The organism is Microbispora rosea, assembly GCF_900156315.1.
Classification (GTDB): Bacteria; Actinomycetota; Actinomycetes; order Streptosporangiales; family Streptosporangiaceae; genus Microbispora; species Microbispora rosea.
Genome location: NZ_FTNI01000032.1, coordinates 88,349 through 111,269, shown reverse-complemented (window position 1 = coordinate 111,269; position 22,921 = coordinate 88,349). Strand labels below are relative to the sequence as shown.

Annotated in this window: 23 protein-coding genes; 10 read left to right on the top strand and 13 right to left on the bottom strand. The window is 73.3% G+C overall.

Translation table 11 applies throughout. The features are described from left to right. Position 1: 1 nt before the first annotated feature. Positions 2–877 carry an alpha/beta fold hydrolase gene (locus tag BXA11_RS34105; protein ID WP_076441212.1) on the bottom strand — a complete coding sequence of 292 codons (876 nt, stop codon included), beginning with the start codon at positions 875–877 and terminating at the stop codon, positions 2–4. A gap of 60 nt (positions 878–937) precedes the next feature. On the opposite strand from BXA11_RS34105, the gene BXA11_RS34100 reads away from it, so the two are divergent. The 4 genes from BXA11_RS34100 (at position 938) to BXA11_RS34085 (ending at position 4,301) form a co-directional block, all read left to right on the top strand. After that, a complete protein-coding gene (locus BXA11_RS34100) occupies positions 938–1,399 on the top strand; it encodes a MarR family transcriptional regulator (protein ID WP_076441210.1) in 462 nt (153 codons plus the stop codon). 26 nt (positions 1,400–1,425) lie between these two features. Further along, entirely contained in the window at positions 1,426–2,136 is a 711-nt protein-coding gene (locus BXA11_RS34095) for a Mut7-C RNAse domain-containing protein (RefSeq protein WP_076441208.1), read from the top strand. Positions 2,137–2,176: 40 nt separating this feature from the next. Further along, a complete protein-coding gene (locus tag BXA11_RS34090; RefSeq protein WP_076441206.1) occupies positions 2,177–3,115 on the top strand; it encodes a MerR family transcriptional regulator in 939 nt (312 codons plus the stop codon). A gap of 64 nt (positions 3,116–3,179) precedes the next feature. Next, on the top strand, positions 3,180–4,301 hold the full coding sequence (locus BXA11_RS34085) for a DUF6461 domain-containing protein (RefSeq protein ID WP_076441203.1): 1,122 nt from the start codon (positions 3,180–3,182) through the stop codon (positions 4,299–4,301). Positions 4,302–4,317: 16 nt separating this feature from the next. Here BXA11_RS34085 and BXA11_RS34080 read toward each other — a convergent pair whose 3' ends face one another. Further along, the gene (locus BXA11_RS34080; protein WP_076441201.1) at positions 4,318–4,923 is read right to left on the bottom strand and encodes a carboxymuconolactone decarboxylase family protein; all 606 of its coding nucleotides are present in this window, start codon (positions 4,921–4,923) and stop codon (positions 4,318–4,320) included. A 155-nt stretch (positions 4,924–5,078) separates the two neighbouring features. Here BXA11_RS34080 and BXA11_RS44100 point away from each other — a divergent pair, with 155 nt between their 5' ends. Continuing rightward, positions 5,079–7,676 carry an ATP-binding protein gene (locus tag BXA11_RS44100; RefSeq protein ID WP_076441199.1) on the top strand — a complete coding sequence of 866 codons (2,598 nt, stop codon included), beginning with the start codon at positions 5,079–5,081 and terminating at the stop codon, positions 7,674–7,676. Here the strand turns inward: BXA11_RS44100 and BXA11_RS34070 are convergent. Both BXA11_RS34070 and BXA11_RS34065 read right to left on the bottom strand, forming a co-directional pair. Continuing rightward, positions 7,663–8,835, bottom strand: a complete 1,173-nt coding sequence (locus BXA11_RS34070; RefSeq protein WP_076441197.1) for an alpha-hydroxy-acid oxidizing protein — start codon at positions 8,833–8,835, stop codon at positions 7,663–7,665. The genes BXA11_RS44100 and BXA11_RS34070 overlap by 14 nt on opposite strands. Positions 8,836–8,988: 153 nt before the next feature. Next, positions 8,989–9,894 (bottom strand): oxidoreductase, encoded by a 906-nt coding sequence (locus tag BXA11_RS34065; RefSeq protein ID WP_076441195.1) that lies wholly within the window; start codon positions 9,892–9,894, stop codon positions 8,989–8,991. Positions 9,895–9,978: 84 nt separating this feature from the next. On the opposite strand from BXA11_RS34065, the gene BXA11_RS34060 reads away from it, so the two are divergent. Then, entirely contained in the window at positions 9,979–10,479 is a 501-nt protein-coding gene (locus BXA11_RS34060; RefSeq protein WP_076441193.1) for a TetR/AcrR family transcriptional regulator, read from the top strand. 73 nt (positions 10,480–10,552) lie between these two features. Continuing rightward, complete coding sequence (locus tag BXA11_RS34055; RefSeq protein ID WP_143734680.1) at positions 10,553–10,846, top strand: nuclear transport factor 2-like protein; 294 nt, start codon at positions 10,553–10,555, stop codon at positions 10,844–10,846. A 191-nt stretch (positions 10,847–11,037) separates the two neighbouring features. On the opposite strand, the gene BXA11_RS34050 is transcribed toward BXA11_RS34055, so the two are convergent. The 9 genes from BXA11_RS34050 to BXA11_RS34010 are packed head-to-tail and all read right to left on the bottom strand — an operon-like array spanning position 11,038 to position 20,501. Beyond that, positions 11,038–11,997 carry a UDP-glucuronic acid decarboxylase family protein gene (locus BXA11_RS34050; RefSeq protein WP_030512285.1) on the bottom strand — a complete coding sequence of 320 codons (960 nt, stop codon included), beginning with the start codon at positions 11,995–11,997 and terminating at the stop codon, positions 11,038–11,040. After that, entirely contained in the window at positions 11,994–12,941 is a 948-nt protein-coding gene (locus tag BXA11_RS34045) for a glycosyltransferase family 9 protein (protein WP_076441251.1), read from the bottom strand. The genes BXA11_RS34050 and BXA11_RS34045 overlap by 4 nt, the downstream gene beginning before the upstream one ends. Further along, on the bottom strand, positions 12,932–13,612 hold the full coding sequence (locus tag BXA11_RS34040; protein WP_076441189.1) for an SDR family oxidoreductase: 681 nt from the start codon (positions 13,610–13,612) through the stop codon (positions 12,932–12,934). Before BXA11_RS34040 ends, BXA11_RS34045 begins: the two co-directional genes overlap by 10 nt. Before the next feature lie 32 nt (positions 13,613–13,644). Then, positions 13,645–15,057 (bottom strand): PfkB family carbohydrate kinase, encoded by a 1,413-nt coding sequence (locus tag BXA11_RS34035; protein WP_076441187.1) that lies wholly within the window; start codon positions 15,055–15,057, stop codon positions 13,645–13,647. Further along, entirely contained in the window at positions 15,054–15,605 is a 552-nt protein-coding gene (locus BXA11_RS34030) for a D-sedoheptulose-7-phosphate isomerase (protein ID WP_030512289.1), read from the bottom strand. The genes BXA11_RS34035 and BXA11_RS34030 overlap by 4 nt, the downstream gene beginning before the upstream one ends. Before the next feature lie 3 nt (positions 15,606–15,608). Further along, positions 15,609–16,802, bottom strand: a complete 1,194-nt coding sequence (locus BXA11_RS34025) for a glycosyltransferase (RefSeq protein ID WP_076441185.1) — start codon at positions 16,800–16,802, stop codon at positions 15,609–15,611. Further along, on the bottom strand, positions 16,799–17,839 hold the full coding sequence (locus tag BXA11_RS34020) for a glycosyltransferase family 9 protein (RefSeq protein WP_076441183.1): 1,041 nt from the start codon (positions 17,837–17,839) through the stop codon (positions 16,799–16,801). Before BXA11_RS34020 ends, BXA11_RS34025 begins: the two co-directional genes overlap by 4 nt. Continuing rightward, positions 17,836–18,864 (bottom strand): glycosyltransferase family 2 protein, encoded by a 1,029-nt coding sequence (locus BXA11_RS34015; protein ID WP_083744779.1) that lies wholly within the window; start codon positions 18,862–18,864, stop codon positions 17,836–17,838. Before BXA11_RS34015 ends, BXA11_RS34020 begins: the two co-directional genes overlap by 4 nt. Next, positions 18,861–20,501 (bottom strand): carbamoyltransferase family protein, encoded by a 1,641-nt coding sequence (locus BXA11_RS34010; protein ID WP_076441181.1) that lies wholly within the window; start codon positions 20,499–20,501, stop codon positions 18,861–18,863. The genes BXA11_RS34015 and BXA11_RS34010 overlap by 4 nt, the downstream gene beginning before the upstream one ends. A 196-nt stretch (positions 20,502–20,697) precedes the next feature. On the opposite strand from BXA11_RS34010, the gene BXA11_RS34005 reads away from it, so the two are divergent. The 3 genes from BXA11_RS34005 (at position 20,698) to BXA11_RS33995 (ending at position 22,907) form a co-directional block, all read left to right on the top strand. Next, the gene (locus tag BXA11_RS34005) at positions 20,698–21,258 is read left to right on the top strand and encodes a D-glycero-alpha-D-manno-heptose-1,7-bisphosphate 7-phosphatase (protein ID WP_239105233.1); all 561 of its coding nucleotides are present in this window, start codon (positions 20,698–20,700) and stop codon (positions 21,256–21,258) included. A gap of 74 nt (positions 21,259–21,332) precedes the next feature. Next, positions 21,333–22,286, top strand: coding sequence for a glycosyltransferase (locus BXA11_RS34000; protein ID WP_076441179.1), 954 nt, complete (start codon positions 21,333–21,335; stop codon positions 22,284–22,286). Between the two features lie 102 nt (positions 22,287–22,388). Beyond that, a complete protein-coding gene (locus tag BXA11_RS33995) occupies positions 22,389–22,907 on the top strand; it encodes a DUF6789 family protein (protein ID WP_204053965.1) in 519 nt (172 codons plus the stop codon). Positions 22,908–22,921: the final 14 nt, after the last annotated feature.

Here is a 22,921-nt window from a genome sequence, read left to right as displayed (position 1 = left end):
GTCAGTCGCCTCGCCCGTGCGCGGCGAGGAACTCCTCGATGCGGCCGTCCATCTCGGGCGGCGCCGCGAGGGGAAGGGTGTGATGGGTGGCCCCGGGCAGCACGGCCGTCTCCACGCGCGGCAGGAGCGCCGCGGCGGAGGCGGCCACCCGGCCGATGTCGTGCGCCCTGCTGCGCTCGGCCAGGAGAAGCAGCACCGGGAGCCGCAGCGCCCGCAGCGCCTCCGGGGCGGGGCGCGGACCGGTCAGGGGCCGGGCGGCGGGGAAGGCGGCGGCGCGGTCGTAGAGGCGCAGCCACGTCTCGTCCAGCGCCGCCTGCCCCGTCTCCCAGCCGAGGAACGCGCGGCGTCGGCGTACGGTCGGGCGCAGCAGCATCGGCAGGGCGCGCAGCAGATAGCGGCGGGAGAAACCGGTGAAGCAGTTCGTCGGGTCGGCCAGGACCAGGGCCCTCACCCTCGCGGGCGCGTGCGCCGCGTAGTGCAGGGCGCTCCATCCCCCGTAGGAATGGCCGCACAGAGACACTGCCGGGGACACTCCTGAGATGGCGAGCCCGTCGAGCACGGCGTCGAGCCAGGCCATCTGGTCGCTCAGCGTCCGGATCGCCCGATCGCCGGCGACGCTGCGTCCCGCGTCCCCGACGGTGTCGACCGCGTGCACCCGGTAGGCCGTGCCGAGCGCCCGCGCCGTGCCGGACCAGACGGTCGAGGTGGTCCCACCGCCGTGCAGGAGGACCACCGGCGGCGCGTCCGCGGGGCCGACGGAGTTGACGTGAGTCGTGCCGTAGGGCGTGCGGATCTCCGCCGACTCGGTGGAGGCGGGCCAGCGCGTCGCCAGGACGGCGTCGTAGGCCGCGAGAAACCCGTCGTCGATGGTCGTCAAGACGCCTCCAGAATGCCTCGCTGAGCGATAATCTCGTTCAGCGAGATAATAGGAGGTTTCATGATGACGCGCGGGCACGAGGGCCCGGAGATGGAGATCTTCCACCTGCTGCGGGCGGTCACGGTGGAGTACGGCCTGCGGCAGGCGGAGTTCGCGGCCGGGCACGGCATGCACGCCACCGACGTGCGGGCGCTCATCTGCCTGCTGGACGCGGAGCGGGCCGGGATCGACGCCACCGCCGGCTTTCTCGGCGCCGGGCTGGGCCTGAACTCGGCGGGCACCACGGGGGTCGTCGACCGGCTCGAACGGCTCGGCCTGGTCAGCCGGGTCCGTGACGTCAAGGACCGGCGCCGGGTCCTGCTGCGAGTCGAGGACCGCGCCAAGGAACTGGGGTGGAGCTACTTCGGCCCGCTCATCGACGCGGCGGTCACGGTCCTGTCCGGGTTCGACGAGCGGGAGACCGCCGCCGTGCGGCTCTTCCTCACCACGACGCTGGACGCGTTGACGGCGCAGGACCGATGAGCCGATGCGGGGAGCATGCTGGAGGCATGGACGTGTCCGTGCGCTTCGCACCCGAGCTGTGGATCTTCCTCGCGCCGCGCAACCGTCGGCCCGAGGTGGTCGTGCCGTACGACGGGACGTCCTCACTCGGCCACCTGATCGAATCGGCGGGCGTGCCGCTGACCGAGATCGGCGAGCCGGTCGCCGGAGGCCGCCCGGTCGAGCGGTCGTATCGGCCGGGCCAGGACGAGGTGGTGGAGGTGCCGGCCGTGCCCAGGCCGCAGGCCGTGCCCGACTGCCGGTTCGTCCTCGACGTCCATCTGGGGACGCTGGCGCGGCGGCTTCGCCTGGTCGGCCTGGACACCGCCTACCGCAACGACATAGACGACGACGCCCTGATCGAGCAGGCCGGCGCCGAGGACCGGGTGCTGCTCACGCAGGACCGGGGCATCCTGCGCCGCCGGTCGCTGCGGCTCGGCGCGTACGTGCGGGGCGCGCGGCCGGACGACCAGTTCCTCGACGTGCTCGACCGCTTCCGCCCGCCGCTGACCCCGTGGACCCGCTGCACGGCCTGCAACGGGCGGCTCGCCCCGGTCGGCAAGGCCGAGGTGGAGGACGCGCTGGAGCCCGGAACCCGGCGCAGCTACGACGAGTTCGCCCACTGCCTCGCCTGCGGCCGGATCTACTGGCGCGGCGCCCACGGCGGGAACCTGGGCGCCGTCGTCGACCGCGCCCTCCACGCCGTCCGTCTCGGGTAGCGGTTGCGTCTCCAGTAGGGGGAGACGCCAGGGTGGGGGCATGGACGGCGACACGCTCTACTCGATCGGTGAGCTGGCACGGCGGACCGGACTGACGGTCAAGGCCATCCGGTTCTACTCCGACTGCGGGATCGTGCCGCCCACCGGCCGCAGCCCGGCCGGCCACCGCCTCTACGACATCGACGCCGCCGCCCGGCTGGAGCTCGTACGGACGCTACGCGACCTGGGGATCGACCTGCCAACGATCCGTAAGGTCCTGGACCGGGAGCTGTCCCTGGCGCAGGTCGCGGCGGCGCACGCCGAGGCGCTTTCGACGCAGATCCGCGTGCTGCGCCTGCGGCGCGCGGTGGCGACGGCGGTGGCCAGGCGCGGCTCCACCCCAGAGGAGACGGATCTCATGCACAGACTCGCCAGGCTTTCCGAGGACGAGCGCCGCCGCCTGGTCGGCGGCTTCCTCGACACCGCGTTCGGCGGCCTGGACGCCGACCTGACCGGGATCAGGCGCACGATGACCCCCGAGCTGCCCGACGACCCCGAGGACGAGCAGGTCGAGGCGTGGATCGAGCTGGCCGGGCTGGCTCGCGACCCGGAGTTCGGGGCGCTCATGCGGCGCGTCACCGAGCAGCATCTGGCCGACCAGCACGGGGCCGGCCGCGCCCGGGGAGACGTCCCGCGCCCGGGCGCGGTGGCGATGGTCCGCGACCACGTCGCCCCCGCACTCGCGGCGGGCGTCGACAGCGCGTCACCCCAGGCGGACGCGGTCGTCGCCGCCGTGGTCGCGCGGTACGCCGACCTCGTGGGCCACCCCGACGACAGCGCCCTGCGACACCGGCTGCTCACCCTGCTGGAGACCGCGAACGACCCGCGCAGGGAGGCGTACCTCCGGCTGCTCGCGGTGGTCAACGGCTGGCCGCCCCCGGACCCGCTGACCCCGGCCCTCACCTGGTTCGTCCAGGCCCTGCGCGCTCGCGCTTCGTGAGACGCGCCCCGGTTCCTTCTGCAAAGATCACTCCGAAATGTCCCCGCGTTCCGGAGTGTCCGCCATGACCGATGGCCGCTCAGCCTTCGCCGAGGTGTTCTCCCACTACCGGGAGCTGCTGCGGAAAGAGCCGTGGCTGGAGACGGCCGTCTGCTGGACGGTCGTCGTCCCGCACGAGCCCCGGCCGTTCTCCCTCGCCGACCTCGGAGCCCGGGTGAGCGGGGGAACCCCGCACGAGGCGCACGAAGCCGCCCCGCTGGAGGCGCTCCCCTACTTCGACGGGGTTCACCCGATGTCGGCGGCGCCCGCGGGCCCGGCCGTGGTGCTGTTCGAGAACAACGGATTCCTGGGCAGCCTGCCCGAGGTGCTGCGGCGGCTCAGCCGCGACGGCCGGGTGTGCGGCGTCTACTGGAACGTGGAGGGCGACAACAGGCTGAGCTACGCGGCCGACGGCAGAGTGCTGGTCAACCTCGACGCGATGTTCTGGGACGAGTGGACCGGCGACGACTTCGCGGTGCTCGAACCCGAGTTGCGTGCCATGACCGACCTGCTCGCCGGGGACGAGGACGACTGGCAGGCCGCCGCGATGACCGTGGTCGAGCTGGTGACGGGGGTGCGGCTCACCGCCGAATGGCTGTCCGGAGCGCATCCCTACCTCACGTTCCGGTGGCCCCTGGCGACGGAGCCGCCCTCACCCGAGGAACTCTCCGCATACCGGAACAACCCCGAGGTGAAACTGAGGGACGCGGTGCGGGCCGCGCCGGAGTCGCGGCAGTTCACCGCGCTCACGCACCTGGCAGCGCTGCTCGCCACCCGGTTCCGCCTGGGCGAGATCCCCGTCGTACGAGACGTCCTGGTCGACCTCGCGTCGGGGCGGCGCGCCGGGGCGCAGCGGGCCGTGGAACTGCGTGAGCAGCTCGTGGCGCCGCTGGCCCAGGAAGCTTTCACCAACGACGACGATGACGACGCGGACGACCCGTCGTTCGAGCAGGACCCGGCATGGCAGCGGATGCAGGCGGGAATCGCCCTGCAGATCGCCGCACGCGGACCGAAAGGCGCCGCCCTGACGGACGTCGACATTCCGATGGTGTTCGACGCCTACCATCACGCCGGTCTGGCCCTGGGCGACGACTGGCCGGCGGTCCGCGAGACCGTCCGCGGGATCCTGTCCGGCACGGACGCCTGAACGCCGCCGTCCGCGGCTACGCCTCGTCTGCGGCGTCGTCGATCGGGCGGCCGAACGTGACCGCGTCGCGGACGGCACCGGGCACGGTGGAGCGAAGAGGCGCGTCGGGGCGCAGGCCGAGCGCGTCGTTGACCGTCGAGAACGCCACGCGGAGCGCCACGAACACGGTGATCGTGAAGATCTGCGCATCGTCGAATCCGGCGTCGCGCAGCTCCTGCACATCCGCCGCGGTGGTGCCGTTGGGGTCGCGCGCCACCTTCCGGGCCCACGCCGCCATGGCCCGCTCGCTGGCGCTCAGGCCGTCGTCGACACCCCTGAGCACCCCCGCGGCAGTCCGCGCGTCGCTCGCCTCGGCCAGCCTGCCTCCCCACACGAGTGAGCAGTAGGAATCGCCGAACGCCGACGCGCACGCGGTGACGAGCACGGAACGCTGACGCAGGCTGAGGCGGTCCCCGGTGTTCACCTGCCGCAGCAAAGCGAACAGCCCGGTCACCGTCGCCGGTTGATAGGCCCACAGGCGTGAGACGCTCATGACGTAACCGACCTCGGCGACGTCCTCGTCGAAGATCTGTCGGGCCTCCGCGCCGACGTCGGGCACGCCGAGAAAACCGATTCTGTCCATGGTCTCTTTTCACCGTCACCGGCTCGCTTGGGCTACCAGCGTCGCCGTTCGCCGGCCCCGGCTCATCCGTGCGACGCACGGATTCTCGTACGGACGCGGTCTCGGTGTCGCCTCCTTCGTATCGCCGGGCGCCCGTGCCGAAGGACAATGCGGGGATGAGGCACCACGAGGGCGGCCTGCCCGATCGGCTGGTCCGCGCCGGGGTCACCGTACGCGAGGCCGAGGTTTTCTGGGCGGTCGCGGAACGGCTGCGTAATCGCGAGATCGCCGAACGGCTGCACGTCTCGGTGCGTACCGTGGAGAGCCACATCGCCGCCCTGCTGCGCAAGCTCGACGCCCCGGATCGGGCGGCGCTGGCCGAGACGGGTGCGCGACTGCGGCGTTCCGCACGGGCCGGCTCCGCGCTGCCCGCACCCCTGACCAGCCTCGTCGGCCGGGCGGAGGAGACGAGCGAACTCCTCGCGCTGCTCGGCTCCCATCGTCTCGTCACACTCATCGGTCCGGGGGGCGTGGGCAAGACCCGGCTCGCGCTCCACGTAGCCGAATCCGCAGGGGCCGAATCCGCAGGGGCCGAATCCGCAGGGGCCGAATCCGCAGGGGCCACGGCCCTTGCCGACCGGTTCCCGGGAGGCGTCCGGATGGCCGATCTCGCTCCGGTGGAGCCGGAGTCCGTCGGCGACACCTTCGCCCGGGCGCTGGGCGTCGTGCCGGAGCCGGGATGGCCGCTACGCGACATCATGCGGGAGGTCGCCGCGGTGTCCGGTTGCCTGCTGCTCGCGGACAACTGCGAGCACGTCGTCGCGGAGGCCGCCGAGATCGTCGCCGACCTGCTCGGCGCCGGCGGCGCGCTGCGGGTGCTCGCCACCAGCCGCGAACCGCTCGGCATCCCCGGCGAGGTCGCCTACCAGGTGCCGGCGCTGCCCCTGCCCGCTCCGGACGCGTCCGAGCGGGCCGAGAGCATCGCGCACTACGACGCCGTACGCCTGTTCGTCGACCGGGCGGCGGCCGCGTCACCCGGCTTCGCCCTCACCGACGCCGTCGCCCCGGCCGTCGCGGCGCTGTGCCGGCGCCTCGACGGGCTGCCGCTGGCCATCGAACTGGCCGCGTCGCGGCTGCGCACCTTCGGGCCGGTCGAGCTCGTGGAGCACCTCGACCGGCGTTTCGAGCTGCTGTCCGCCGGAGCCCGTACGGCCCCGCCGCGGCACCGCGCCCTGCGCAGCACCATCGACTGGAGCTACCGGCTGCTGGACGACGGCGAGCGAGCCTTGTTCGAGCGGCTCGGCGTGTTCCCCGCCGACTTCGACCTGGCGGCCATCGAGTCGGCATGCGGAGGCGAGGATCTCGGCGGCGAAGCCGTGATCACGCTGCTGCCCAGGCTGGTGGACAAGTCGCTCGTCTCCACCGCAGGGCGCGGCACCGGGCGCTACCGGCTGCTCGAGACGATCCGGGCGTACGCCGCCCATCGGCTGGCCGGATCGGGTCGTGAATCGGACGCGAGGGGCCGTCACGCCGCCCACTACCTCGCCTTCGCAGAACAGGCCGCCGAGCGATTACGCACCTCGGAGCAGCGCGTCTGGCTCGACCGCATGACCACCGAGCAGCCGAATCTGCACGCCGCGCTGGCACACGCCGTCAGCACCGGCGACGTCGAGTCCGCATGGCGGCTGATCGCCGCGCTGCAGCGATTCTGGGACGTCACCGGACGGCGCCGCGACGCCCACAAGTGGGTCCGGCAGGCGCTGGCCGTCGCCGACCCGCCCGCCACGCCCGCCGTCGTCGCCGGGCTCACCGAGGCCTGCCTGATCCTCGACTCCCGGGACGCTCGCGCCGCGTTCGACCTGGCCCGCAAGGCGGCGAGCCTGGCTGCCGGCCTCGACGGTCTCACCCGTGCCAGGGCGGCACGCGCGGTCGGGACGAGCGCGACCTGGATCCGGCCGGAGCTGGTCGCCCCGGCGTTGCGGGAGGCGCTCGCCGGGTTCGGCGACGAGCATCCGTGGGACAGCGCGCTGACGATGCAGGGCCTCGCGATCACCACCGCCGACCTGGATCGGGCGCTCCAGTGGGGACGGGACAGCGCGGCGTTCTTCCGCAGGGCCGGCGACCAGATTTGCGCGGCCAACACCTTGTACATCATGGCGCAACGGTCGATGTCCGCCGGTGTCGCCGACGACGAGGTGCAGGCGTGGCTCGGCGAGAGCCACGCCCTGGCCGAGGCCGCGGGCAGCGAGGCGGACATGGCCCACGCGGCGGTCGGTTTCGCGCAGCTGGCGTGGCTGCGCGGCGATCACGACCAGGCCGCCGAGCTCATGACCGAGTGCCTGCCCACCCTTCGCCGGCTCGGTGACCGCCGCTGCACGGGCCGGGCGCTGCACATGCTCGGTCAGCGGGCGTACGAGAGGCAGGAGCCGGCCCGGGCCGAAGAGCTGTTGCGCGCCAGTGTCGAGGCCATCGCGCTCGCCGGCCAGTCGTTCGTGCTCGTGTCGGCGATCGAGGCCCTGGCGGCCGTGTACGCCGCGCAGCGGCGCCCCCGCAGCGCCGCCGTGCTTCTCGGCACGGCGCACAGCGTGCGCGAGGCGGCCGGCGCGCACATGCGCCCCCGGCGACCACCCGACCAGGAGCTGCGCCACGCTCTCCTACGGGTCCTCGGCGCCGGGCCCTTCGACAGCGCCCACCGTCGAGGTGAGCGCCTGTCGCCGGCCGCGGCGCTGCGGCTCGTGCCGCTCCACGAACCGCCTCTCCTCACGACGCCGTGACACGGCCTCCCACGCGGCGCAGCGCCTCGGGCGTGAGGTCCTTGAGGGTGGGATATCCGTCGACGGCCATGATGAGGTCCGCCTCGGCCAGTATCGAGCGCAGCACGTGCACGACACCGTCGACGCCGCCGACCGCCAGCGCGTACGCGTACGGGCGGCCGATCCCCACCGCCGTGGCGCCCAGCGCCAGCGCCTTGACCACGTCGGCGCCGCTGCGCACACCCGAGTCGAACAGGACCGGCAGCCCGTCGGCGGCCTCGACCACGCCGGGCAGGCACTCCAGGGCGGGCAGTCCTCCGTTGGCCTGCCGTCCGCCGTGGTTGGAACAGTAGACGGCGTCCGCGCCGTGGTCCTTGGCGCGACGGACGTCCTCGGGATGACAGATGCCTTTGAGCATCAGCGGCAGCTCGGTCTGCGACCGCAGCCAGTCGAGGTCGTCCCACCTGAACGGTCCGCCGAAGATCGGCAGTCTGCGCACGAACGCCTCGGTAGCGTCCTCGCCGGGACGCAGTCCCCGCCGGAACACGGGGTCGCTGGTGTAGTTGCTCAGGCATCCGCTGGGCACCTGCGGATAGTTCGATGCGCGCAGGTCGCGGGGCCGCCAGCCGGTGACCCAGGTGTCCAGCGTGACGGCGATGCCCTTGAAGCCCACCGCCTCGGCCCGGTGCACCAGGCTCGCGGCCAGGTCCCGATCGGGCGGCGTGTAGAGCTGGAAGAAGCCGGGCGTGTCGCCGAGCGCCGCGGCCACGTCCTCCATCGGGTCCGCGGACAGCGTCGCCGCGAAGAACGGAACGTGCGTACGAGCGGAGGCTCGGGCGCATGCGAGGTCGCCGTGCTCGTCCTGGGCGCACACCCCGATCACCCCGATGGGCGCCATGAACACGGGCGAGGGCAGCCGTGTCCCGAACAACTCGATCGACATGTCGCGCTCGGCGGGAGCGACCAGCATGCGCGGATACAGGCCCCAGTGCGTGAACGCCTCGCAGTTGGCTCGCTGGGTGTGCTCGTCACCGGCGCCGCCGGCCACGTAGTCCCAGACCTTCGGCCGCATCGCGGCCGACGCCCTTTCTTCCAGCTCCGCGAAGGTCATCGGATAGGGCGGTTGATGGCCGGTCTGTCCCTGGGCGTACAGCTCGTCCTGGTACTTCGCGAAACTCATACGTGCGCGTTACCCCTGGCAGAGTGCGCTACCCGAGCCCGGCGGCCAAACGACGGCCAAGTATGCGGAAAAGAGCCGGGGCCCGCCGGCGGTTCTGGACGAACCAGTCGTCGTGGTCGCGGTCCGACTCCCGAGAGCTGTCCGAGCCGGTGTTCAGACGGATTCGGTGAGTCGTGAATAGGGCACGCCCGTCGATTGCTCGGATATCGTCCAGAGTCGACGCCGCTCCACCGGGTCGTAGGCGCGGGCCGGCGCCCGTTGCGGCTTCGGGGCGCCCTTGAACTGCCCCGGACCGCCTGGCCCGTAGTACTCGCCGCCGGTGGCGTGTGGGTCGGTAGCGGCCCGTAGCACGGGCAGAGCACCCCGCTCAGCCGACTGGGTGAGCAGCCATCCGATCGTCGCGTTGATCAGCCGGAACCCTGGCGAAGCGTCCCGGAACAACTCGGTGCGCGCACCGCCCGGATGCGCCGCGAGGCTGATCGTGGAGCAACCGGCCGCGATGAGCCGGTGCTGGAGTTCGAAGGCGAAGAGCAGATTGGCGAGCTTCGAGGCGTTGTAGGCGGTCGTCGGCCGGTATCGGTCGAGGCTGCCGGGGTCGAGGTTCGTGACGGAGCCTGCGCTCGCCCCCTTGCTGCTGACCGTGACTACCCGGCCGTTCGGCGATCGTTCGAGCAGGTCGAGGAGGAGGCCGGTCAGCGCGAAGTGGCCGAGATGGTTGACGCCCATTTGTGACTCGAAGCCGTCTTCGGTGAGGCGGGCCGGCTGCCACCAGAGGCCGGCGTTGTTGACCAGGATGTCGAGCCGGTCGAAACGCTGGTGGAACTCGGTTGCCGCCCGCCGCACGGATCTGAGGGATGCCAGGTCAAGGGCGAGCACGCTGCCGGTGCCGGGTAACCCGCGCACGGCGTCCCCGCCACGCGCGGCATCGCGGGCTCCGAGGACGACGTGTGCGCCCCGGGCTGCCAGGGCCTTCGCTGTCTCCAGCCCGATGCCGGCGGTGGCGCCGGTCACCAACGCGATGGTGCCGTCGAGCGGTGGGATGTCTCGCGCACTCCACATGGTGCCTCCTATGTTCGGAACGATCGCCCCGTTTCGAATATACGGAACGCCCGCCCCGTTTGTCGACGTCTTCAGGAGGAACCTTTGCGCGCCGACGCTCGCCGCAACCGCCAACGCATCCTCGACACCGCCTACGACGTACTCGCCGCCGAAGGCGTCGGCGTACCCATCGATGAGATCGCCCGCCGCGCCGGCGTCGGCGCCGGCACCGTGTATCGGCACTTCCCCACAAAGGAATCACTCATCGAGGCCGTCGTGCTCGACCGCATCCACGCCATGACTGACAAGGCCCGCTCCGGCATCGACTTCACCGCGTTCTTCGCGTTCATGGTGGAGGCCGGCCTCGCCAACCGCGCCATCGCCGACGCGCTGGCCAGCGGCGGCTACCAGATTCCCGCCGACGCCGAGGCAGCCCTCAACACCGCCTTCGCCGAGCTCCTCCAGAAGGCGCAGACAGCTGAAACCATCCGCTCAGACATCACGCCCGACGACCTTAAGGCCCTCATCGTCGGCTGCGTCGCCACCGCCAGACACCGCGGTGACACCGACCTCGTCCAGATCGTCGTCGACGGCCTACGCCCTTGACGCCAGCGGCATCGGCGGCCAGGCGCGGGCGGCACCCCCACGATGGGACGAACTCATCTCGGCATGAGCGGACGTGTCGCTGCGCGACATGATGAGATCGCGAAACCGGATCGCTAGGGGGTCTGCCAAGGTGTCCGAGGCCGACAACAGAGCGTTTCTGCAGGGAGTCTTCGCCGAGACCGCGAAGGGTAACGGGCGGCCCTTCATCGACGCCCTGGCCGACGACGTCCGCTGGACGATCATCGGGCAGACCGCGTGGTCACGCACCTACGAGGGGAAGCGTGCCGTCTTCGTCATGCGCGGCGGCAAGGTCGCCGAGATCCTCGCTCCGCCTCCGGCCGCACTGTCACCACACTGCCCCAGGTGACAGGAAACCGTACGCGCCGGCCAGTCTTGATGAGGAACAGCATCGCCTCGTGAAAGAGATGCGCCTCCTTGGATACGAACATCCTCCGAACGGGGAAAGCGCCAAGCACGGGCAGCGGGGTGTCGGCAACTGACGGCTCGTCCGAGCGACAAACGGGCAACGAGCAACAGAAAAGCCCGCAAGCGGCGGTCTCAGGAGGCGACGGGGTAGGTCGTGAGCGCCTTCTCGAACCAGTCGATCGTGCGGCGCAGGCCGGTGACGGGGTCGATCCGCGGACGCCAGCCGAGCCGCTCCTCGGCGAGCGAGGTGTCGGGACGGCGGACGGCGGGGTCGTCCACCGGCCGCTCGACGAACCGGATCGGTGAGGACGAGCGCGCGAGGTCGCGGATCGTCTCCGCCAGCTCCGCCATCGACATCTCGGCCGGGTTGCCGATGTTCACCGGCCCGGCGAAGTCGCTGTCCGCCAGCGCGAGCACGCCGTCGATCGTGTCGTCGACGTAGCAGATCGACCGCGTCTGGCTGCCGTCGCCTGTCACGGTGATCGGCTCGCCCAGCAGCGCCTGGCGGATGAACGTGGGGATCGCCCGGCCGTCGTAAGGCCGCATCCGCGGGCCGTACGTGTTGAAGATCCGCACGATGCCGGTGTCGGCACCGCGCGCGTTGCGGTAGGCCGTGGTCAGCGACTCGGCGAACCGCTTGGCCTCGTCGTACACGCTGCGCGGCCCGACCGGGTTCACGTTGCCCCAGTAGGTCTCCTTCTGCGGGTGTTCCAGCGGGTCGCCGTACACCTCGCTCGTGGAGGCGAGGACGAACCGCGCGCCCTTCTCGGCGGCGAGCCCGAGGGCGTGCAGCGTCCCCATGCTGCCGACCTTGAGCGTCTCGATCGGATGGCGCAGATAGTCGGCGGGGGACGCGGCCGAGGCGAAGTGCAGCACCAGGTCGACCTGGCCCGGCACGTGGACGAACCCGGTGAGGTCGCACTCCACGAGCCGGAACGCCGGCCGCCCGATCAGGTGCTCCACATTGCGCGGCGATCCGGTGAGGAAGTTGTCCAGGCAGACGACCGCCGCACCGCGCTCCACGAACCGTTCGCACAGATAGGAGCCGAGAAACCCGGCTCCCCCGGTGACCACGACACGAGATCCCTTCACCGCACCCCCACTCCTCGCAACTTCCTGACCGCGTCGAGCACCTCGGGCACCCCGATTTCGAGCAGCCCCTCCGACGGCCGGTCGCCGTGCGGGTCGCCCCTGCGCCCTGCCCACAACGCGATGTGCGGGCGGTCCGGCGGCGGCCCCCACAGCGCGGGCGGCACCGGGCCGTACAGGATGACCGAGGGCGTGCCGACGGCGACGGCCAGGTGCGACATGCCCGTGTCGCCGCAGACGACGAGCGCCGCCTGCGCCGTAAGCGCGGCGAGCTCGGGCAGGTTCGTACGGCCGGCCAGCACGGACTCCTCCGGCAGGCCGGCCAGCTGGGCGACGTGCCGGGCGAGCGCGATCTCGGTCACGCTGCCGGTGAGGACGACCCGGTGGCCCTGGCCGGCCAGATCGGCCGCCACCCGGGCGAAGCGGTCCGGCGGCCACTGCCGCGCCCGGAACGCCGCCCCGGGATGGATGATCACCTCGCCGCCGGCGAGCGGGCTCGGCCCCGGGTCGCCCAGCGCGAGGTCCTCCGGGTCGGCCGCGATGCCGTACCACTCCAGCAGGGAGCACCACCGCCGCCTCTCGTGCGTCTCCGGCTCCCAGGGCGGCCCGCCCGAACCCGGCACCAGGTGGTGGGCGTGCGTGAGCAGGCGGCCCGGCCGGGTGCGGCGCAGCGCCTGGATGCTCTCCGGGCCGCTGCCGTGCAGGTTGACCGCGACGTCCGGAGACTCGTACGGCACCGGCCCGGGGCCGGACACGTCGAGCAGCTCGTCGATGCCGCCGACCAGCGGCAGCAGCCCGCCGAGGTAGGCCGGGGCGGCGAGCACGAAGCGGTGCTCCGGGTGCGCCCTCCGCAGCGCGCGCAGGGCGGGCACCGAGGCGAGCAGGTCGCCGAGCCCGAGCCCGCGCAGGGCGAGCAGCACCGGTCTTCGCGGATCTTCTAGGGCCATGACGTCTCCGTTGAGGCGCACACGACCAGCTCCCTGACCTCGCAGCCCTGCGGCTGGCCGAGCGCGAACAGGATCGCCGAGGCGACGTCCTCCGGCTGGTTCAGCCGAGTGTCGGGGCCGGGCTTGTACTGGTCGGGACGGTCGTTGAAGAAGTTCGTCTGCATGCCGCCGGGGATCAGCAGGGTCACCCCCACCTGCCCCGCCAGTTCGGCCGCCAGGGCCCGGGTGAAACCCACGACGCCGAACTTCGAGGCGCAGTAGGCCGTCGCATCGCTGAGCGCCCGCACCCCGAGCGTGGAGGCGACGGTGACGACCTTGCCACCCGACCGGCGCAGGTAGGGCAGGGCCGCCCGGACCACCGCGGCGGTCCCGAGCAGGTTGACCCCGATCACCCGTTCCCACTGCTCGGCGGCCACGTCCTCCAGCCGTCCGCAGGCGTCCACGCCCGCCGCCGTCACGACGCCGTCGAGCCCGCCCGCCCGGCCGGCGAGCTCGCGTACGGCCCGCTCGGCCTGCTCGCGGTCGGCCAGGTCGGCCCGCACATGATCGAACCCGCCGTCCGGCTCGTCGACGTCCACGACCAGGGGCCGTCCGCCGGCCTTGGCGACCGCCATGGCGGTGGCCCGGCCCAGGCCGGACGCGCCACCGGTGATCAATACGTTTCCCACCATTGAGGTCGATCCCTTTCGATAGGCGGCCGAAGTCACGAAGCGGCTCGGGCGGCGGCGATCAGGCCGGTGGTGGAGTAGCCGGGCACGGTCGGCAGGATGACGACCTCCCCGCCGGCCCGGCGCACGGCCTCGGCCTCCGGCATCGACCGCTCGTCGTAGTCGCCGCCCTTCACCCACACGTCCGGGCACAGGCGCTCGATGACCTCCGACGGCGTGTCCTCGCCGAAGACCGTCACCGCGTCCACGCAGCCGAGCGCGCGCAGCACCTCGACCCGGTCGCGCTCGCTCACCAGCGGCCTGCTCGGCCCCTTGAGCCGCCGGATCGAGTCGTCGGAGTTCACACAGACCACCAGGGCGTCGCCTAACGCCCGGGCCCGCCGCAGCAGGCTCACATGACCGGCGTGCAGCAGGTCGAAACACCCGCCGGTCGCGATCAGGCGGCCCCCCGCGGCGCGTACGGCGGCGGCCACCTCGAAGGCGGACGCGCCGGGCGCGAACGGCACCGGCGGCTCGGCGGCGGGACAGTGCCGGCCGGGCCGGTGCTGCCCGGAATGGTGCAGGCGCAGCGCGGCGGCCCCGCCCTCCTCCACGAACCTGGTCGCCTCGCCGACCGCACGGGCGACGGCGTCCTCGGTGGACGCGCCGTCCGCGAGGGCGAGCGCCGCCGCCGCGGCGAAGCGGTCGCCCGCGCCGCAGGCGTCCGTGCCGGACGCGACGTGCGGGACGGGGACCGGCCCGAACCTGCCGCCGCGCCGGGCCAGCATCGCCCCGCGCTCCCCCAGTGTGATCGCGACGGCCTCGGCGTCGAGGTCGCGCACCAGCCTGCGGGCGGTGCGCTCCGGGGAGACGTACGGCTCCTCGCACATGCCGCGGGCCTCGGCCTCGCTGGGCGTGACCAGCGCGCATCCCCGGACGGGCAGCGACCCCCGGGGATGGGGGTCCCAGACCAGCGGGACGTCGAGGCCGCGCAGCGGCTCGCGCATCAGGTCGGCCACCCCGCGCCCGTAGTCGGCGACCAGGACCGCGCTCGCCGCGGCGAGGGCGTCGGCCGCGCGGGCGAACGCGGAGGCGGAGGCGATCTGGCCGGGCCGGCCCATCGCCCGCCCGTCCCCGGTGTCGATCCTGACCAGCGTCTGCCCGCGGGCGCGGACCCGCGCCTTGCGCACGGTCGTGCCGCGCAGCGGCAACCGCACGATCTCGACCGTGGGCGACAGCAGGTCCTCCAGGCAGCGGCCCGAGGGGTCGTCGCCCAGAGCGGTGATCAGCACCACCCGCGTGCCGTCGCGGGCGGCCAGCAGCGCCGCGAGCCCCGCGCCGCCCGGCCGGTGGTGCTCCGCCTGCCCCTCCACGACGGGAACGGGGGCGTCGGGGCACAGCCGGTCGGCGGTGCCCTCGACGTCGACGTCGAGCAGGGAGTCTCCGACGATGACGAGTGGTCCGCTCACGCGACGGCCTTCTCTATCACGTCACAGAGCATGTGGATCACCGTGAGATGCACCTCCTGGATCGTCGCGGTGTCGTCCGCGGGCACGGTCAGGGCCTCGTCGCACAGCTCGGCGAGCGGGTTCGGCCCGGGGCCGGTCAGCGCCCAGGTCGTCAGGCCGCACTCGCGGCCGGCCTCGGCCGCCTCGGTCACGTTGCGGCTCGTCCCGCTGGTCGACAGGCACATCAGCACGTCGCCGGGGCGGCCGTGCGCCCGCACCTGCCGCGCGTACAGCTCGGCCATGCCAAAGTCGTTGCCGATGGCGGTCAGCGACGAGGTGTCGCCGTGCAGCGGGATCGCGGCGTACGGCCGCCGGTCGGCGCGGTAGCGCCCGACCAGTTCGGCGGTCAGGTGCTGCGCCTCGGCGGCGGAGCCGCCGTTGCCGCAGGCGAGCAGCCGCCCGCCGCCGCTCAGCACCGCCGCGAGCTTGTAGCCCCAGGCGTGGATCTTGGGTGTCTCCGGGTCCACCGCCGTCAGCGCGGTGCTCAGCCGGGCCAGGTGAGGATGCATCGCTCAGCCTCCCGCGGCGGCGAGGGTGCCCAGGCACCCGCCGGCCTGGTTTCGGTACACGGACTCGGTCTGCTCGGCGATCCTCGGCCAGCCGTAACGGGCGCGGGCCCGCCGGGCTCCGGCGGCCGACAGCGCCGCCCGCAGTCCGGGCCGGGTCAGCAGATCGCAGAGCGCGCGGGACAGCGCGCGCGGCCGCCGGGGCGGCACGAGCACGCCGCATCCCGCGACGGTGTCGAGGTGGCCGCCGACCGCGGAAGCGACCACCGGCACCCCGCAGGCCAGGGCCTCCAGGGGCACCATGCCGAACGGCTCGTACCAGGGGACGGTCACCAGGACGTCCGCGGAGCGCATGAGGGCCGGCACGCCGGCCCGGCTCACGCTGCCGATCAGCCGGACCCGGTCGCCGACGCCGAGGCCGTCGGCCAGCGCGCGCAGCCGCGTGCTCTCCTCGTCGCCCGGGTCGCCGCCCGCGATGACGAGCTCGGCGCCGGGCACGTGCCGCATCGCCCGGACGACGGTGTCCACCCCCTTGCGGGGCACCATGCGGCCGATGCTCAGCACCCGGGGCCGGTCGCCGCGCGGGGCGGCCGGGCCGTCCGGGCGGAACACGCCGAGGTCGACGCCGCACGGCACGACCGCGATCCGGTCGCGCGGCACGCCCATCGTGACGAGTTCGCCCACCTCGTCGGAGCAGGTCGCGACGACCGCGACCGCCCGGTGGCCGATGTCGCGCTCGATCGCGAGCCGGCTCGGCGGGCTGGTGTCGGCCTCGCCCTGCCAGCGCCGCTTCACGGTGCCGAGCGCGTGGTAGGTCTGCACGACCGGGATCTCAAGAGGCTCCGCCGCCGTCAGGGTGGCCAGCCCGCTCATCCAGAAGTGCGCGTGCGCCACGTCGGGCGGCTCGGCCTTCCACCTGCGGGCCAGGTGCGCCCCGAACTCCGGCATGTGCGGCAGCAGTTCGTCCTTGGGGAGCGGCTCCGCCGGGCCGGCCGGCACGTGCTCGACGGTGACGCCGGGCGCCATCGGGACGGCGTCCGGCTGGCCGGGGCAGGTCCGCCGGGTGTGCACGACGACCTCGTTGCCCCGTTCGGCCAGGGCCAGGGCCAGGGCCGCGACGTGCACGTTCTGCCCGCCGGCGTCCACACCGCCGAGGGTCGCCAGCGGGCTGGCGTGCTCCGACACCAGGGCGATCCTCATGGCACCCTCTCCTTCACCGCCTCTTCGGCGGGTATGAGGCGGCGCACCGCGTCGACCACCTGCTCGCCGCCGACCGTGGCCAGGCACGGGTGCCCGGGCACGGGGCAGACGCGCGCCCTGCTTCCCCGGCAGGGGGCGTCCTGGTCGCCGAGCACCACCGTGGGCACCCCGTACGGCGCCCAGCGGGCGGCGGGCACGACCGGCGCGAACAGGCTGACCACGGGTGTGCCGACGGCCGCGGCGAGGTGGGCGGGGCCGGTGTTGGCGGCGACCACCGCCGACGCCCCGGCCAGCACGCCGGCGAGCTCCGCGAACGTGGTCGCCCCGCCCAGATCGAGCGCGGGCCCGGAGACGAGCGCGGTCAGCGCGCGCTCTCCCGGGCTGCCGGTGACGACGACCCGCTCACCCGCGGCCAGCAGCGCCTCGACCGCCTCCGCCCACCGCTCGGCGGGCCACGCCCTGGCCGGCGCGGTCGTGCCGGGATGCACCACCACATAACCGGGCGGGCCGGTGAGGTGCTCCACGTCCGGCAGCGGACCACGCACGGCGAGCCGCCCGTCGTCGCCCCGCGGGAGGTCGAAGCCGGCGGCGCGCGCGAGGCCGAGCATCCGCTCCGGCTCGGGGAGGTCCACGCTCTCGTCCACGACGTGCCGCACGTCGAGCAGGGAGCCGGGGTAGTCCTCGCTGATCGCGGCGATCCGCGGCACTCCGGCCAGCCGGAGCAGCAGGGCCGTCGGCAGTGCCGACTGGTGGAAGGACGTGAAGACGACGGCCGCGTCCGGGCCGACGGCGCGAACCTGCTCCACCAGGCGGGCCGCGTGCTCGGAGGTCATCGGGATCCGGTCGGGGTCGATCCACGGGGCACGCCATTCCAGCACGCGGTCGACGCCGGGCAGCAGTTCGGCCGCGGCCCTGCCGTACGGACCGGCGAGCATCACGACCTCCCGCGCCCCGGCGGCGACGGCGCGCACGGCGGGCCCCGCGAGCAGCACGTCCCCCGCGTTGTCGGGCCGCACCACCAGAGCGGTCCCGATCACGAGCGCCTCCCCGTCCGTGCCTTCACCTCGCCTCTGATCCGGTGCGCGCAGGCCACCGGAGGGATGACCAGGCTGGTCACGGCCATGCGCGCGACCTCCTCCGGCGTACGCGGGCCCGGGGCGATGCGCGCCCAGGCGAACTCGGCGGAGAGGCCGAGCCAGGCCAGTCCCGCAGCGGCGGCCAGTCGCCGCCGCCGCGGCCCCCCACCGGCGGCGAGCGTGAGCGCGAGCAGGCCCATGCCGGTGGTGAGGACGTGCCGCTTGAGCCGGCCGCCGTGACCGCCGATGGCCGCCCGCCAGTCGCGGCCGTGCACGCGCCGCATGAGCGCGTCGGACGCGTTGCCGCGCTGGAAGCGCACGCTGGACCAGAAGCCGTCGTCGCGCACCGGGTGGCGGGTCAGGCGTTCGCCCTTCACCAGCGCGAACCCGGCCCGCTCGACCCGCAGCGCGAGGTCGGCGTCCTCCCGGTAGGCGCCGGGGAAACGCTCGTCGAAGCCGCCGGTCGCCTCCAGGGCGGTCCTGCGGTAGGCCATGTCGGCGGTGATCCAGTCGGCGTCGGCCAGCCCGGCGGTGTTGCGCTCCGCGTCGGTCGGGCGGCGGCCCGGCGGCAACGGCACCTCCAGCCGTCCCTGGCTCCCGCCGACGTTCCCGGGCAGGCGGGCGAGGTCGTCCGTCAGCGCGCGGACCCAGCCGGGGCCCGGCACCACGTCGTCGTCGAGGAACACCACCCACGGCGTCGTCGCGGCCCGCCATCCGGCGTTGCGCGCGGCGGCCGGGCCGCGCCCGCCCGACCTGAGCACGCGTACGCGGCCGGGCACCTGCAGCGGCTCCCAGTCGTCGCCCCTGCTCTCCTCCGGCCGGTCGTCCACGACGACGATCTCAGGGCCGGGACCGACGGCGGCGAGCGTGGCGGCCAGGCTCGGGCGCCCGATCGTCGGGACGACGACCGTGACGGCCTGTCCCGTTTCTTGGTGCGGCTCCCCGGTGGGAGCCGCGTTCGTCTCCCGGGTCGTCTCAGTCGTCATCCGGCGAACACCGCCCCCCTGCGCATGACGTACGGACCGAGGACGAGCACGTCCACCGGGGCCGAGCCGAAGCACTCCAGCGCGTCGCGGGGGTCGTCCACCATCGGCCGGCCGGCCGTGTTGAGGCTCGTGTTGACCACCACAGGCAGCCCGGTGCGCGCCTCGAACTCCTCGAGCAGCCTTGCCAGCAGCGGGTCGCGGCCGCGCTCGACCGTCTGGATCCGGGCCGTGCCGTCGACGTGCACGACCGCGGGGAGGCGGTCGCGCCACTCCGGCCGCACGTCGTGGACGAAGAGCATGTACGGGCTCGGCGTCGGGCCCCTGCCGAAGATCATAGGGGCGCGTTCCGCCAGCACCATCGGGGCGATCGGACGGAACTGCTCGCGGCCCTTCACGTCGTTGAGCCGCTCGGTGTTGCGGGGGTTGCCGGGGTGGGCGAGCAGCGACCGGCGGCCGAGCGCGCGGGGGCCGTATTCGGCGCGCCCCTGGAACCAGGCGATCACTCGGTCGGCCGCGAGCTCGGCGGCGACGGTCGTGGCGAGGTCGGCGGGGCGCTCGTACGGCACGCGCGCGACGTCGAGCCAGGCGCCCAGCTCCTCGTCGGTCCAGCTTCGCCCGAGGTCGGCGCCGGGCATCGGCGTGACGGGGTCGCCGCCGGCCTGGGCGAGGTGCAGCGCTCCCCCGAGCGCGGTGCCCGAGTCGCCCGCCGCGGGCTGCACCCAGACCTCCTCGAACGGGCCCTCGGCGAAGAGCCGGGTGTTGGCCACGCAGTTGAGCGCCACTCCCCCGGCCATCGTGAGACAGCGCGCGCCGGTCCGCTCGTGCAGCCACCTGGCGAGGTCGAGCAGCACCTCCTCAAGGCGGATCTGCACGCTCGCGGCGAGGTCGGCGTGGTCGGCCGTCCACTTCTCGCCCTTGCCGAGCGCCTTGGCGTAGACGCTCCAGTCGATCGGCTCGACCCGGAAGCCGCCGTCGCCGGTGGGGTGGACGAGCTCGCGCATCTCGCGCAGGAAGCGCGGCTCGCCATAGGAGGCGAGGGCCATCACCTTGTACTCGTCGCTCGACCGGAGGAAGCCGAGGTGCTGGGTGAGGTCCTCGTACATCAGCCCGAGGGAGTGCGGCAGCGCCTGGCTGGCCAGGACGGTCAGCTCGCCGTCCCGGTAGTGCCCGGCCAGGTGCGAGACGGCCTCGCCCCGGCCGTCGCAGACCAGCACCGCCGACTCGCGGTAGGGCGCGGCCAGCCCGGCCGACGCGGCGTGCGCGATGTGGTGGGGGACGAAGCGCACCTGGGCGGCGTCGAGCCCGGGCAGCGCGGAGGCCAGGAAGTCGGGGGCGCGGCGTGCGTAGGTGGTGCGCAGGTCCTCCCAGTGCCCGTCCTGCCCGGGCCCGCCGGGCACCACGAGCTCGGGGTCGTAGGAGTAGGCGACGCCGTCGAGGTCCTCGGGCCGCAGGCCGGCCTGTTCGAGACACCACGCGGCGGCCAGCTCCGGCAGTTCCCAGGCGGAGAAAGGAACCGGGCGCTTGCCGTGCTTGCGCCGGCTGAAGCGCTCTTCCTCTGCTGCGGCGATCACCTCACCATCCACGACCAGCGCGGCGGCTGGATCATGAAAAATCGCATTTATCCCCAAGAACCGCATCGGTTTCCCTCCGTTGCGCAGTGGAGGTCTGGTTACCGAGAGAAGCGCTACCAAACACTCCTTTGTAGAGAAGTCGACGTGAGTGGGGGATGCACTCAATAACTACTACTCTGCGTAGTCGTGGGCGGAGTCGTGGCGGTGTTTGCCGATCTGTCCCCCGGGTAGCCCGGCGGGCGATTCACGCAGGAGGTCGCTCGTGTCCCAGCCCGCCCGTCCACCCGCCGCGGTGCTTTTCGACCGTGACGGAACGCTCATTCACGACGTTCCTTACAACAGTGATCCTGAGCGGGTGGAGCCCGTCGCCGAGGCCCGGACCGTGCTCGACCGGCTGCGTGCGGAGGGCGTCCCGGTCGGGATCGTGACCAACCAGTCGGGAGTCGCCAAGGGTCTGATCGCCCCGGAGGCCCTGCGCGCCGTCAACGACCGGGTGGACGCGCTGCTCGGCCCCTTCGACGTGTGGGAGGTCTGCCCGCACGACGACGGCGACCGCTGCGACTGCCGCAAACCCGCGCCCGGTCTCGTGCTGCGCGCGGCCCGGCGGCTCGGCGTACGTCCGGAGGACTGCGTGGTGATCGGCGACATCGGCCGGGACGTCGAGGCCGCCCGCGCCGCCGGCGCCCGGGGCATCCTCGTGCCGACCCCGGTGACGCTGCCCGAGGAGGTCGCGGCCGCCCCCGAGGTGGCGCCCGACCTCGCCGCGGCCGTCGATCTGGTGCTCGGGGGAATTCAGCTCACAGCTGAGGATGAAGGGGCATGACCAGGGCAGATGGGTGAGGCGCCCGCGGGCGGAGGGCACGGTGTTCCGAGGTCGGCAGAACGGGGAGCGACGCGATGAAGATCATGGTCTGGCATGTCCACGGCTCGTGGACCACCTCTTTCGTGCATGGAAGGCACGACTATCTGGTGCCGCTCACCCCCGACCGGGGGCCCGACGGGCGGGGCCGGGCCGACACCTATCCCTGGCCCGGCACCGTGCGGGAGGTGCCGTACGACCGGCTGGCCGGCGAGGACGTCGACGTGGTCGTCTACCAGCGGCCGCACGAGCTCGACCTGGCCCGCGAATGGCTGGGGCGCGACGTGCCCGGCGTCTACGTCGAGCACAACACGCCCGCGGGGGACGTGCCCAAGACCCGTCATCCTCTGGCCGACCGCGACGACATCCCGATCGTCCACGTCACCCACTTCAACGACCTGTTCTGGGACTCCGGCCGCGCCCCCACCCACGTCATCGAGCACGGCGTCGTCGACCCCGGCTACCTCTACACCGGCGAACTGCCCCGTGCCGGCGTGGTCGTCAACGAACCGATCAGGCGCTGGCGGGTCGCGGGCACCGACCTGCTTCCCACGTTCGCCGCCGCGACCCCGCTCGACGTGTTCGGCATGAAGGTCACCAACCTGCCCGCCAAACTCGGCCTGGCCGGGGAGATGGAGGCGTTCGAAGACCTGCCGCAGGCCGCCATGCACGCCGAGCTGGCCCGCCGCCGGGTCTACCTTCACCCCTACCGCTGGACCTCGCTCGGCCTGTCACTCATCGAGGCCATGATGATCGGCATGCCGATCGTCGCGCTCGCCACCACCGAAGCCGTGGAGGCCGTGCCGCCGGAGGCCGGAATCGTCTCCACCAAACTGCCCACGCTGCTACGGGCGCTCAACCAGTTCGCCAACGAACGCGAGCTCGCCGTCCAAGCGGGCAAGGCCGCCCGCTCGGCCGCACTGGCCCGATACAACCTCGACCGCTTCCTCACCGCCTGGGACACCCTGCTCACCACCGTCGTCCCCGGATGATCCCGTTCACGGGCGGCCTCAGAGGCGGACCTTGATTGTTTACCGAGAACGGGGCACCGCGAGGGCAGGTGATCCGGTCCGGGTGGGAAAAGGCTCCTCATGATGCGCAACCTGGTGAACGGCGCCGTCGGCGGCGCGCTCGCGACGGCCGTGTACAGCGCGATGCTGATGGCCGCGGACAGGGCCGGCCTGCTGGAGGAGCCGCCGCCGCGGCGGTTCGCGCGGCTGACCCTTCCCGGGCGGGACAAGCCCAGGAGGGGCGAGAACGTGCTCGGCACGATCGCGCACTTCGCGTTCGGCTCCTCCTGCGGTTCGGTGCTGGGCCTGTTGTCGGCGGGGCAGCGGGTGCCCGTTCCGATCGGCACGGCGTACGGGTTGCTGGTGTGGTATTTCGGCTACCAGGGCCTGGCGCCGAGCGTCGGCGCGTACCCGCCCGTCCCGAAGGACCGCCCCGGCCGCCAGGCCGCGCTGCTGGCGGGACACCTGCTGTGGGGCACCGCGCTCGCCTTCGCGCTCAACCGGCTGCGTACCGAGAAGGCGCCGACCGCCGACCTCGCGCCCCGCGTGCGCGAGCAGGTCCGGCGCGTCATGCCCACCCCCGAGCCGGTCTCCGCACGCTGATCCGGCCCGCTCGT